At 40.1% G+C, this 12631-nt stretch carries 12 protein-coding genes; all 12 read right to left on the bottom strand.

Annotated elements, in window-relative coordinates; genetic code table 11:
* Positions 1 to 74: 74 nt before the first annotated feature.
* The 12 genes from ACO1QW_RS02800 to ACO1QW_RS02745 all read right to left on the bottom strand — a co-directional run bounded on the left by ACO1QW_RS02800 (position 75) and on the right by ACO1QW_RS02745 (position 12631).
* Positions 75 to 968, bottom strand: a complete 894-nt coding sequence (locus tag ACO1QW_RS02800) for an ABC transporter six-transmembrane domain-containing protein (RefSeq protein WP_486255482.1) — start codon at positions 966 to 968, stop codon at positions 75 to 77.
* A 125-nt stretch (positions 969 to 1093) separates the two neighbouring features.
* A complete protein-coding gene (locus ACO1QW_RS02795; protein WP_486255480.1) occupies positions 1094 to 2527 on the bottom strand; it encodes an SET domain-containing protein-lysine N-methyltransferase in 1434 nt (477 codons plus the stop codon).
* A 15-nt stretch (positions 2528 to 2542) separates the two neighbouring features.
* Positions 2543 to 3679, bottom strand: a complete 1137-nt coding sequence (locus ACO1QW_RS02790) for a D-alanine--D-alanine ligase family protein (RefSeq protein ID WP_486255479.1) — start codon at positions 3677 to 3679, stop codon at positions 2543 to 2545.
* A 16-nt stretch (positions 3680 to 3695) separates the two neighbouring features.
* Complete coding sequence (locus ACO1QW_RS02785) at positions 3696 to 4190, bottom strand: SET domain-containing protein-lysine N-methyltransferase (protein WP_486255478.1); 495 nt, start codon at positions 4188 to 4190, stop codon at positions 3696 to 3698.
* Positions 4191 to 4402: 212 nt separating this feature from the next.
* Positions 4403 to 4720, bottom strand: coding sequence for a thioredoxin (gene trxA, locus ACO1QW_RS02780; RefSeq protein WP_182806069.1), 318 nt, complete (start codon positions 4718 to 4720; stop codon positions 4403 to 4405).
* A 262-nt stretch (positions 4721 to 4982) separates the two neighbouring features.
* Positions 4983 to 6296, bottom strand: a complete 1314-nt coding sequence (locus tag ACO1QW_RS02775) for an MFS transporter (protein WP_486255476.1) — start codon at positions 6294 to 6296, stop codon at positions 4983 to 4985.
* Positions 6297 to 6358: 62 nt separating this feature from the next.
* Positions 6359 to 6922, bottom strand: coding sequence for a Crp/Fnr family transcriptional regulator (locus ACO1QW_RS02770; protein WP_486255474.1), 564 nt, complete (start codon positions 6920 to 6922; stop codon positions 6359 to 6361).
* Positions 6923 to 6931: 9 nt separating this feature from the next.
* The gene (locus ACO1QW_RS02765) at positions 6932 to 8134 is read right to left on the bottom strand and encodes a sialidase family protein (RefSeq protein ID WP_486255472.1); all 1203 of its coding nucleotides are present in this window, start codon (positions 8132 to 8134) and stop codon (positions 6932 to 6934) included.
* A gap of 4 nt (positions 8135 to 8138) precedes the next feature.
* Entirely contained in the window at positions 8139 to 8648 is a 510-nt protein-coding gene (locus ACO1QW_RS02760) for a TlpA family protein disulfide reductase (RefSeq protein ID WP_486255471.1), read from the bottom strand.
* Between the two features lie 52 nt (positions 8649 to 8700).
* Positions 8701 to 9960: an efflux RND transporter periplasmic adaptor subunit gene (locus ACO1QW_RS02755; RefSeq protein ID WP_486255469.1), complete on the bottom strand. Its 1260-nt coding sequence runs from the start codon at positions 9958 to 9960 to the stop codon at positions 8701 to 8703.
* Positions 9961 to 9965: 5 nt separating this feature from the next.
* The gene (locus ACO1QW_RS02750; RefSeq protein ID WP_486255467.1) at positions 9966 to 11396 is read right to left on the bottom strand and encodes a heavy metal-binding domain-containing protein; all 1431 of its coding nucleotides are present in this window, start codon (positions 11394 to 11396) and stop codon (positions 9966 to 9968) included.
* A complete protein-coding gene (locus ACO1QW_RS02745; protein WP_486255465.1) occupies positions 11393 to 12631 on the bottom strand; it encodes a TolC family protein in 1239 nt (412 codons plus the stop codon). Before ACO1QW_RS02745 ends, ACO1QW_RS02750 begins: the two co-directional genes overlap by 4 nt.

Below are 12631 nucleotides of genomic sequence, written 5' to 3'. Positions count from 1 at the left end.
ATTTGAAATTAGGTAAGGCAGGTCTGCACAAAAAACATTCGCTAATTCCTAAATCCAAATTCCCAATTCCAATTTTAAGCTGCACTCACCGCCATCGGCTCTGATTCATTCTCCTCTTCCGGATTTAATTCCACACGATGAAGAATATCTTTCAATGTTGCAAAACGCTGGATCATGTAAGGAACCGTATCAAGCCCGCTGACAAATTTTAGAATGTAAGTGTAGATCCCGATCATATCACCGGCTTGTAAGGTTTTGCCATTCACAGCTGAAACAGTAAGTAATGAAGCTGTAATGATCAGCATCACCAATAATTCCATCACACCAAAATTCCATGCTTCCTGGTCGCTTATCTTAATTTGCCATTTACGGAGTTTGTTATAATGTTCATTAATACGTAATGGATTTTTTGTCGCCAGCACATTGATCTGTTGTTCCAGTTCATCGTTCTTTAATTTGTTTAATCGACGCATGCGTTTGCCATAGAAATAGCTTGTAATAGTAACCGGTATCAGCATCAATAAACAAAGTAGCACTACTTGTGTATCATAAAAGAACAAGAGGATCATTGAACCGACAATATTATAGACCGCTTCAATTATATAGTTCAGATCAAATTCGAGGAAATCAATAAATTCTCTTGACAGCGTTGAGTGAGCACTCATCTTTGACAAGTCTTTATTCTTATGCCGACTCATCAATTTTACCACAAGCGATGTATAGATTTCGGAATAGGTGCGTGAGTCGTAACGATGACGGATAGTGCCGGTAATTACCCAAAGTAAATGAGCCGCAACTAGAAATATCAAACCATGATAAGAACCTTTGATGAGATCATTAACTGCTTCACCAAGAAAGTAAGGACGCAGTAATAAACCCAGCATCTCTACGGCAAACAACGAGTAGGTGAGCAGTAATTTATACTTGTACTTTTTTACAATGGTTTGGATAACCCACTTCCCGGGCATAACAATTCCTTTCTTTTAAATTCAAACGATAGACTGTGCAAAATCACCGGCGTTTAGTGAAAGCTTAAACTTCTTGATAGCCGGCAAATGGATTAGTAGAATGGCAAAGTTAGGCCGGTAGCTTGTCAGTCTTGACTGTTAATTTGCTCCTTCAGTGTGACAGAATTGCCCTTGGCACCTGAAATAATTTTCCGGCAATTTGGCGCACCGCACTGGCATTCAAATGTTTCAGCCGATTCATTAAGCAGATCGGCATAGTCTAAAGTAAGCTCTTCGCCGGGTAAAATGGGGTAGAGCGCCACCAGGTTAAGACCTTTGTAAGCAGTGTTAGGTCGGCAGGAATGGTTTTGAGGAGCCCATTCCGAAGGGTTGTTGTCCCATAATATGTAAACTTCGGTGCTAAGCGGAACGGCGTAGTGTTTAAATAACAGCTTTTCTTCAGGCAGCCAGTTTTCTCCAATGAAGCGTTTTGTTACGATCCGTTGCGGACGTTCCTCACCCTTAAAGATCACTTCGCCTTCAGGAATATTAGTAGTTGCATAAATGCCAAAACCTGCAATGGAGTTGCCCTTCATTAAATATTTCTTCTGCCGCCGTTTATGTCGGGCAATACCTTCTTCAATGATGTGCTGCAGAAAACCTGCTTGTCCAATACCATCAGCTTTAATAATATAATCAGCACTGCCTTCGTATCCGTCGGTATAAAAAACAGAACAGGTGAAGTTGACTTCCAAAAAGAAAATTGTGCCTGCATCATTCATGCGAAAATCCATACGTGCATAACCAACGCCGCCAAAACTTCTGAATATGCGTTGTGCGGCTTCCGTTAGTTGTTGCCTGATGGCTGCATCTGTCACCGGTATATTACTTTCAGGATGCAGTTCCGAAGTTTTAAGTGCGTAGGTTTTAAATGTTCTTCCTTCAGGAAAAATAAATTCTATTGGCTGAAACACTCTGCATTTCTTTTCATTCTTCGCATCGGCTGCAACAAGCACAGTGAATTCTCTACCTGCAATGTATTCTTCAACCAGCAGTTGAGGATATTCTTTTAATACTGCCGTTGCTTTCTGTTGCAACTCTTCAATTGAATGACAAACTGAATATTCATCAATACCCAAACTATCACCAGCTTTCGATGGCTTGACAAACAACGGAAACTTGAGATGCTTTACTTGTTGTTCCAATTGATCAACAGTATCGACCAATGCATAGTTAGCTGTAGCCACACCTTCGGTATAAGCCACATACTTCATCAATTCTTTTGGTGGATCGTATAGTAATGTGTTTGGGCCAGTGAATGGAAGATTCAGTAATTCCAAAGTATAGATCACATCAATGGAAGGTACTTCCCATTCAAGATAACCCTCACAGAGATTTACAAAACAATCATAACCCTTCTTGCTTAACTCCAACAACTGTTTATAGGTGGTGAGTTTGTTCAGCAAAACATGATCGAACTCAACATCGGGAAGTAAGTGTGATAAGTTTCTTGCAGGATCGTAATATTGATAATCAACAGCAGAAGTAGAATAGTCGGGTTGCAGTACACAGATCTTCATAAACCAATCATGCTGTTAACGCACAGCCACTGCCTTTTTTTGTTTTTTGTGATGACGCTGCATAGCGTCTTGTAAAATATGCAGAATTAAACTGGAGTAGGATTGATTGCTTAATCGAACAATGGCGCCGATGGAAGTATAATTTTCATCTTCACTTAATCCGCATTGAGCATTTACTTCCAGTACATAAAGTTTACCAGTGGCCTTATCCATACGAATATCGATACGGCCGTAACCCGTTCCTCCAACTGCACAGTAAGCTTTCCAGCTCAGGTCCATGATCTTTTTCTGCAAGCCGATTGGCGGCAGATGGTATTGATAAAAATCTTCAAACTCACCGATGGGTTTTTCCTGTTCATAGGTTTCCCATAAACGGTCGAAGGATAAAAATTTTTCAGTATCTGGTAAATCTTTATGAAAAATTCGTTCAACAGGTGGGTACACTCTTCTGCTTCTTGGTGATTGATATGAGCCGGAAAGAAATACCGTGTACTCAGGGCCATTAATGAATTCTTCAGCTACCAATCCGCCAAACGAAAAATCCCAGCCACGGTAACCATCAAACAGTTCTTTCACCAATGCTTTCAGTTCATCATCATTATGCACCACGTTCTTTACACCGAGGCCCATGCTTCCGCCACTGACCGCAGGTTTCACGATCATAGGCGTTCCAACGTAGTTGCAAATGCCTGCAAGTTTTTGTTTGGCATGATGAATGGGAACCCACTTTGCATGAGCAATGCCTGCCTTATCAAACAACTCCTTCATAATGATCTTTGAAGTAGTGTTATCGTAAAACGGAACATCAGCACCGGTATAAATAAGTTGCTTTTCCTTTAAATAATGAATAACAGAAACACCAGGAGTTCCGTTCACTTCATCACCATCACATAAATTCAACACAACGGGTGTTTGATAAGATGTGGTGGCCGCAATATCATCAATTACTATTCTGAAGTTTTCCTGTGTAACAGGTTGCCATTTCCAATTCAATTGTAACTCTTCAAAAACCTTTGTGTATTCATCAATGCTTTGGGTGAAATCATAATAGTAATCGATGTTGGCATCATTGGTTTGCAGATGAGGAGCCAGTACCCAAATGAAGAGCGGATGATTAGTTGAGGGAAGTGATGGGAATTGGTTTGAAACCATAAGTAAATGTAGAGTATTAATCGTTTATTTTATTCACTTTGGATGCAATAAATGCGGTTAAACGATAATGCTTCAAAGTATCTTTTGATAGTTCTTTTGCACCTTTTATTATGCCAATACAATTTACTTCACCGCAATGACATGCAAATGGCTCAGCCATGAACCATTCTGTTGATGGATAGAAGAACGTAAACTCATCGCCGGGAGCAATGTTACGTAATGCTTCCAGTTGCATAGTGCTTGTATTGAAGAATGCATTGGGATTGCAGCTGTGATTGATGTATTGCAAAAATTCCGGTTCAAGAATAATGTGTTCGTGTTCGTTTACCTGCACCGTATAACGGGAAGGTTCTGCATGAATTTCGCTTGATCCGAATTTGCTGATAACATCACCAGCCTGGAATGGTTTTACAGCGATCAGCAACTTATGATTGCTTTCCTGCTGCAAGTGTACATCGGCAAAACCATAATGACCGGTAATAGTGGTTGATGGGAGGGTTGTTGTACTCATGGGAGCGTTTTAAGTGATAATGATTTGAAATTAATTAATTGATTCAATAAACCATAGATGCTTTGATGAATGTTGAATGAATGTGAATAAAGAACAATGATCAACTATTAACATCAACTTGTTTTAATATCACTTATGCATTGATTATGCCATAAAAAACAAAACCCGTTTCAAAAACTGAAACGGGTTTCTATTATAGTTGTAATATAATCTTACATGTGTTGCTCGATCTTCTTAACAAAGTTGCCTTTTGGCTGGGCTCCTACTAATTTGTCAACTACCTGACCGTTCTTCACGAAGAGGATAGCAGGAATAGAAGTAATACCATAGTTCATGCTCACTTGTGGATTTTCGTCAACATTTACTTTGCCCACTTTTACCTTACCATCATATTCTTTGCTGAGTTCTTCAATAACCGGCCCGATAGCACGGCAAGGTCCGCACCATTCTGCCCAGAAATCGATTACACTAAGTTTATCTGAACTGATCACTTCACTTTGGAAGTTTGCATCTGTAAATTGGAGTGCCATAATTTATATCCTTTAATTTTTTATTGAAATGAAGGGACAAATTTAAGTCCATTCCGGCGAATCTGATGTTATGTCATTATCCACAGTTGTTCACAAGTAAAAATCAGTATGTTGTACTACAAGTTTTGACAGTTAAAAGGACGTTAACTGAAGTTTCAGCAGACGATAATTAAGGAAACCGGAGCGGATTCAGGCTTTTTTCGAACAATCGTTAATATTTGAAAGCGGCCGTTTTGCTACCTGTCGGCATCGAGTTTCGGCGTTACTGGATGGCAGGGCTCAATAGTTTTTGACATGAATTAGTGTGGTAAGACTTTGCTTTTCTGTCAACGGTTTTTTTGCTTAACCAGTCCCAAATTTTTACACCGCCATTTATTGAACAATGCATACGATAGCGAATAATAAAAGCTGATAGAAATGTAATGCCGCCGATAAAAATGATTGCTGCATTAATATTAAAAAGATCGGCAATAATACCTGTAAGCAGTGCGCCGAATGCATAACCAAGATCTCTCCATAAGCGAAACACACCTAAGCTTTTTGCCCTGTCTTTGGGATGTGTGTTTTCAGCAACGGTTGCAAGAAAAGTGGGGTACACCATTGCAGTGCCCCATCCAAGAACAGAAGCAAGTACTACATAATGAAGCAAAGTGTCTGCCCATATCAACACAAACAATGCTAATGCCTGTAAAAACATTCCAGTGTACAACATGTCTTTCTTGCAAAACTTATCAGCCATTGCGCCTGTGATCAATTGACCTGCTCCCCAAACAGCAGGATATATTGCTGTAACAATACCGATTTCTCCAATAGTAAATCCTTTTGTTGCAAGAAGGATAGGGAAGATGCCCCATACCATACCATCATTAAGATTGTTTACAAGACCAGCTTGTGTTACTGCGCCTAAATTTTTATTCTTCCAGGTAGTATCCCAAAAAATATTTTTTAACCGTGGCGTGTTATTGGTCTCTGCTTCTTTTGATGCGTGTGCTATGGTGTCCTTTACTAAAAAGATGCTTGCCAGTAATCCCATAACAACCAATACAACACCTGCATAAAACGGATAAGGCCTTATACCATACTCACCAGCGATCCATCCGGTAAAAAAAGCCATCAATGCAACAGACACGTAACCGGCAAATTCATTTAGGCCCATTGCAAATCCCCGCTGCTTTTCACCCACAAGATCGATCTTCATTACCACTGTGCTGCTCCATGCCAGGCCCTGGTTAATGCCTAATAAAATATTTGCAGGTATTACCCAACTCCAGCTTGGTGCAAACATGAGTATGAATGGAACAGGAATGCCGATGATCCATCCTGCGATCAGGAGATTTTTGCGGCCAAACTTGTTGGCCAACGTTCCTGCGTAATAATTAGTAATGGCTTTAACGATGCCAAAAACTATAATGAATGAAAGAATAGCCGTTTTTGCAGCAATCGCAAATTCCTTTTCAGCTATTTGCGGAAGTATGGAACGTTCAAGCCCGGCCATACCACCAACAAAGCCATTGATGATCACCAGTAATGTAAATTGTTTCCAGTTTTCTTTTAATCCTAACCTGATCTGCTCCATATGTTCAGTTCAGGCAAAGTTGTAACGATCACTCAACTATTCTTTTAACATATGATAAATAATCAGCGTTGGGAACGGATGCGACTGAGGCTTACTTGTGTAATACCAAGGTAGGAGGCGATATATTTTAGTGGCACACGTTTAATAATATTCGGTGCTTCGGTAAGTAATGCTTTATAACGCTCTTCAGCTGTGTGAAACTGCAACGCTTCAATGCGGTTAACAGTTTCAACATGACTTGCTTCGAATATTTTCCTGAACAGGCGTTCGATTTCAGGAAACTGGTTATACAATTGAAATAATTTATTAGCATCAATGGCAACGATCTCCGCATCTTCTAATACCTGGATGGCTTTGCGGCTCGGCTTGCCGGTAAACAAACTTTCAACTCTAACAAGAATATTATTTTCAAACGCAAAACTTTCAGTTATATCAATATCATCTTTGTAATAATAAATGCGGGCAATGCCTTTATTGAGAAAGTAAATGGTTTTACAAGTATGACCAATCGCCTGCAGGTCTTTATTTTTCTCAACATTTATTACACGACAGATATCCATGATGGCATCGATTGCCTCATTGGAAAGCGGACTGAATGATTTGAAATATTGTAAAAGTTGTTGCATGGCCTGTTATCAATTCATATGCAATGTTGCCAGCTTTATACTTTTTGTTTTACTGTCGGTCCATGCAAAGATCAGTTGATTGCCAGCTTTTGTCATTTGTGGAAAGCCACTTGAACGTGCATCCGATGATTCGGCAATAATAACGGGTTTTGCTTTAGTACCATCTTTCTTCACCTTTACTACTTTAATGGTTGCGCCTTCCATCCAGCTTACTACTGCTGTTGTTTCGTTCATCATCACTACATCTACACGGCCAATTGTTTTGCCTTCGTTAATGCGTACAGGAGTTTTAAAGGTTACACCTCCGTCTTCTGAAAAAACAAGTTTCACTTCACCATTGTTTTCTTTCATGGAAAACCATGCAATCGCTAAGTTGTTGCCAACAGCATCGGCTCTTGGCCCGTTAACGGGACAACCTGCAATTTTCCATTCATCAGCAAAGATGGTTTTTGGCTCTGTCCATGCACCATTTACATAACGAACGATCGACATATCCCTGATCTCTTCTGCTGAACGATCTCTGTACACAACAATTGGTCCATTGCCGGTAATAGCAATACTTGTTTGGCAGCAATCGCAAATGCGACCATCAAGTTCCCATTCCTTTGTTTTCTTTCCTGTTTTATCAAGCAATGCGCCACGCAGCGTCATTTCGCCGTGATGCCCTTCATGGCCGCTGTGATCGCCTTCCATGGCAGCTTTTCGTCCATCGAGCCAGGCTGCCACAAACTGATCGTTATACGGAACAATGGATACAAAACCATGCTCGGCTTTTTTGCCATCATCATGAAGTGTTGTTGGCTGGCTCCATGTTTTGCCTCCATCAGCCGATGCAACTAATTTGATATCGTACGTGAATTTTGCTGTATCACTTTTTTCTAAAAAATGCGCAAGCATATTGGTATTTGCATCCGAAGAAAGAACAGGATAATCGGCCCAGTTCACAAACCAATTGTTACCGCCGCTGATAACTGTGGGCTGCGACCATTCACCATTGTTCAGTGTTGCAAAACGAAGTGTTGATGCTTTCCCTTTTTTCTCTACCCATGATAAATGCACAAGGTTTTTTGCATCGGTAAAGAGATAAGGTTCGGCACAGGAATCACCGGCTGGTGAGTTTAGCAACACTGGTGCTTCAGCTCTTTCTTTCTTTTGTTCAGAACAGGATGCCAATGTTGTGGCAATCATGAGTACACTAAAAAGTTTTCGCATGCTTTTATTTGCTGTTGTTGATGATGTTGATGTTTTGTTTGGTATCCCATTTCCGATATCCCATTTCATTAAACACACGCTTACCTTTTGAATCAAAGATGAAAGTGGTGGGTATCGTCATAATATCTAAGGTTTCAAAATTGTCAACTTTCACATAGTGAAAAGGGAACGACATTTTTTCTTTGAATGATTTTATTTCATCTGCCTCTTCCGTTGAAGCAAACAAAAACACAACCTCATCTTTGTTTACTTTTTTCATGGCATTTGCAATGGATGGCATTTCCTGTATGCAGGGTTTGCACCAGGTGGCCCAGAAATTTAGAAAGATAGTTTTGCCTTTATATTGATTCAAGTCGATAGGAGAGCCATCCAGTTCAGTAAGTTTGATTTTATCAAGCTCAGATTTCGTTTCTGTTTTAACTGCAGGTTTATCTGGTTTCTTATCTGCTGCATTTTCTTTACATGCAGAAAGCAATAACAATAGAATAACTGATAATTTATAAGGATAATTCATTTGCTGTTTTTTACGGATCGCTAAAGCTGTACAATAATACTTACAATTTGGTTTAATGGTTATGCCCCGCCATTGGATCGGCTCCTTTTTTAAATACATATTCACTATGCAAAAGGTATGCGCCACTAATCACCACAACATCGCCGGCTGTTAACCCCGATTTTATTTCAATGCGATCATTGCTTTCCAATCCTACCTGCACCATTTTGCTTTTAAATGAATGCCCGCCGGTTTTGATCCACACTGTTGCGCCTTTGCCATCTCTGATCACTGCGTCAATGGGTAAAGTGAGCGTTTTGCGTTGAGTGCTTTTCAATACCACATAAGCAGGCATGCCGGGTTTTAATTGATTGCCGACATTCGGAATAGATACACGGATAAGATTGATCCTTGTATCTGGATTGATCTCAGGGTTTACAAATTCAACACGTCCTTTAATTTCTTTGTCGTCCATATCAGGTAACTGTACAGTTGCTATTCCGTTGAGGTCAATTTCTGAAAGTTGTGATGTATACACTTGTGCCTCGGCCCAGAGCGTTGAGAGATCAGCCAGCTTTACAATTGTTCCTCCTTCCGTTACATAATCGCCTTCACGAATATCAAGCGCAGTAATATAACCTGATGCAGTACTGTAAAAGGTTGTAAGAGGAGAAGACTTTTTTGTTTTCGCCAATTCGTTGATGTGTGCTTCACTCAATCCCCACAGCAGTAATTTGTTTTTGGCGCTTTGCAATAACTGTTCAAAGTCGATAGCTGTTTCAGTTGCAAATGTTTTCTTCTGTTCCAATGCAAGCAGGTATTCCTGTTTGGCATTGTTGAGATCTTCGCTGTAGATGGCATATAACGCTGCACCCTTGCTTATATAATCCCCGAGATTTTTGAAATGGAGTTTTTCTATTCTGCCCATTACTCTTGAACTCACAGAAGATGTTTTCATCTGATCGAAATTCAGACTGGCAGTTAATACCAACTGATCACCAATAGTTCCGCTGCGGATCGTGTCGGTTTGTATATTGCCCAACTGTATCTGCTGATCACTTAATTGTATTTCATCTTTTTTATCTCCATTGCTTTTCTTCACGGGTGTAAGATCCATTTTACAAATGGGGCATTTGCCCGGCTTTTGTTCCACTACCTGTGGGTCCATGGAGCAGGTGTAGTATACATCGATCTCGGTTTTAGTAATTGCTTTGTTCTTGCAAGATGCAAGCAATAGACAAAAGGCAATAAGCAATAAGCAAACTGATGCCTTTCCTTGCCAATTGCCAATTGTCAATTGCCTATTAAAGACTGATGTATTTTGTTCTTTCATCTTAATTACTGTTTTACTTTAATGAAGCTTTCACTATCCATTAAATATTGTGCATTCACGGCAACAGAATCGGTAGCTGTTAATCCGCTGATGATTTGAATATGTTCGTCATGCAAAATACCGGTGTTCACTTTATGTGCTTTAAAGCCACCATCCACTTTATGAAACACCACTTTATCTAACCCAAGCGATAACACAGCTTCTTTTGGCAGCCAATAGGCATCTTTTGAATTGCCATTGATCACCGCTCTTACCTGGCTGCCGATCGGAATTTTTAAGCTGCTGTTATTGAAGTACACTCTTGCTGTTAAGGTCTTACTTTCCTTCCGGTAGAAGGGTTCAATAAAATCAATACTTGCCCGGAAACTTTTCGTGGGTGCTGTCTCAGGAATAATGTGTACACTGTTTCCTTTTTTAACCAGGCCCTGGTTGTCGCCAAAAATATTGAGCAGTGCCCATGCCTGATTTGGGTTATACACAATGAAAACCGATTGACCTTTGTTGATATACATCCCTTCTTTCAATGAAAGTTCTTCCGTTAATTGAGAGATGTCTTTCATTTTTTCGGATGACGTATTCATAGAAGCGCCGGCTGATTCATGAATATGTCCGCTGTAATTACTGTAAGCGGCAATAGTAAATGATGCTTGTTTTGTTTGAACAACTCGTTGTAATTGCTCGCTACTCATGCCAAGCAGTAATAATTTTTGTTTTGCTGATTCAATGAAGGTTTTATTTTCCGGATCATTCTTCAACAGGAATAATAAATTCTGTTGAGCCGTTAAAATCTCCGGACTGTAAATGTCCATGATGCGTTGACCTTTGCTGATCTTCTGGTAACGATGACGCACATACAGCTTTTCAATACGTCCACTCACTCGTGCTGAAATAGTTCCAACTGCTCTTGTATCGTAAGCAATTGTTCCTAACGCTTCGATGTTGATATGCTCCTCTTTCTTTTCAATGGTTGTAACCCGAATAGATGACACCACAAACTCATTGGTTGGCTTGAGCAATGCATCCAAACCAATTTCTGCTGATGCGCTGCCACCTGTTTCTTTTTTTACCAGATCCATTCCACAAATGGGGCAGGAGCCGGGTTTGTCTTTAATGATCTCAGGATGCATGGGACAGGTATATTCTACTGCTGCAATTTCATGATCATGATCTTGCTTCATGACAGGTTGTTCCATCTTCACCAATTCCATTCCGCACTTGGGGCAAGTGCCGGGCTTATCGCTGAACACAGAATCCTGCGGCATCGGGCAGGTGTACATCGCCGTTACCTTTTCCTTATTGTGATTAGTATGCTTCTTTTCGTTTTTACACGAAGCAATGAACAGCAGCACAAAAGCTATAAATAAGAACACAGCCTTGCTTCTTACTATTTGCCTGTTGCTAACTGCCAATTGCCTATTGGTTATTTGTAAATTCATTTTCGTTCAATTAAACGTTCAATCGTTACTTGCAGCTTCAATGCCTGGTTAAGCAACTCCGTATATTCCAGTTGAGTCATGTACAGTGTTTCCCATGCATCATACAGCATAAACAGCTCTTCTGTGTTTTGCTCATAACCCAGCTGCATGGTTTTGTAATTATTCTTTAATGCAGGAATAATATTTTCATCATACAGCTTCAATTGTTTTCGTTTTAGATCAAGTTCGTTCCGCATGCCGTAAGCCATACCACTGTATTCGTTCAACATCATTTCTTTTTGTGATTGCAATGCGCTTGCTTTCCATTTCAAACTTTCCACATTTGCTTTACTCATTTTCGACGACCATTTGGTAAGCGGCAGTTTCACCATGCCCATTAATGAAAACTGCATGGGTAATCCGCCAAAGCCAAACATGTGCTCGTAGCGAATACCAAACTGTGGCTTTAGACTTTGCCTTTCTGTTTCCTGTTTAAGCCAGGTAAGTGTAATGTCTTTATCAATTGCCTTGAGATCACTTCGATTATTGTAAAGCAGTGTACTGTCGAATATCAATGATGAATAATCATTCAACTGATAAGTTGTATCAATATCAAAATTGATCATCGCATTACGACCCATGAGTGAGTTGATACGAATGCGTTTTTCTTTAATGTCGCTTTCAAACATCAACCGCATATTCTGCACATTACCCAATGCCGCTTTCGCTTTGTAGTAGGCACTGATCTTCTCCAATCCATTCTTATAACGTATCTCAGCATTTTTGATCATGAACTCAAGCAGTTTTTCATTCTGATCAAGAATGGCCAGTTTCTTTTTTAAGATGATCCATTCGTAATAAAACTGTTTGGCATCGTTGATCAATTCATTAAGCGTAGCATTCTTTTTTTCTTTTTCAACTGAAGACATGGCTTCCATATACTTCGCATCTGCCGTTTGCTTTTGTTTATTGGGGAACATTTGCTGCCCACCGATCATATACTGGCCCATACCTTCTTTAAACCCACCCATGCCATCATCCATCTTTTTCCACAAGCTTGGGTTGTAGGGTGTCATCCATAATCCACTGCTGAACTCAGGCGGCATCCAGCTCTTTGCACCTTTTGCTGCTTCATCCATTGAACGGATCTCATTGTTGTACATTCTTACAACAGGATGCCATACGGTGATGCTGTCAATGATGGCATCTAGTTTCATTGTTTGTGCGTGGCTGTTCAATGCAGCAAGGACAAACAT

The organism is Lacibacter sp., from assembly GCF_057361365.1.
This window is presented reverse-complemented; position numbering and strand designations above follow the sequence as displayed.

Coding starts and splice junctions, on each gene's coding strand:
- ACO1QW_RS02800 (WP_486255482.1), bottom strand. CDS start 968: ATGCCCGGGAAGTGGGTTATCCAAACCATTGTAAAAAAGTACAAGTAT.
- ACO1QW_RS02795 (WP_486255480.1), bottom strand. CDS start 2,527: ATGAAGATCTGTGTACTGCAACCCGACTATTCTACTTCTGCTGTTGAT.
- ACO1QW_RS02790 (WP_486255479.1), bottom strand. CDS start 3,679: ATGGTTTCAAACCAATTCCCATCACTTCCCTCAACTAATCATCCGCTC.
- ACO1QW_RS02785 (WP_486255478.1), bottom strand. CDS start 4,190: ATGAGTACAACAACCCTCCCATCAACCACTATTACCGGTCATTATGGT.
- trxA (WP_182806069.1), bottom strand. CDS start 4,720: ATGGCACTCCAATTTACAGATGCAAACTTCCAAAGTGAAGTGATCAGT.
- ACO1QW_RS02775 (WP_486255476.1), bottom strand. CDS start 6,296: ATGGAGCAGATCAGGTTAGGATTAAAAGAAAACTGGAAACAATTTACA.
- ACO1QW_RS02770 (WP_486255474.1), bottom strand. CDS start 6,922: ATGCAACAACTTTTACAATATTTCAAATCATTCAGTCCGCTTTCCAAT.
- ACO1QW_RS02765 (WP_486255472.1), bottom strand. CDS start 8,134: ATGCGAAAACTTTTTAGTGTACTCATGATTGCCACAACATTGGCATCC.
- ACO1QW_RS02760 (WP_486255471.1), bottom strand. CDS start 8,648: ATGAATTATCCTTATAAATTATCAGTTATTCTATTGTTATTGCTTTCT.
- ACO1QW_RS02755 (WP_486255469.1), bottom strand. CDS start 9,960: ATGAAAGAACAAAATACATCAGTCTTTAATAGGCAATTGACAATTGGC.
- ACO1QW_RS02750 (WP_486255467.1), bottom strand. CDS start 11,396: ATGAATTTACAAATAACCAATAGGCAATTGGCAGTTAGCAACAGGCAA.
- ACO1QW_RS02745 (WP_486255465.1), bottom strand. CDS start 12,631: ATGTTTGTCCTTGCTGCATTGAACAGCCACGCACAAACAATGAAACTA.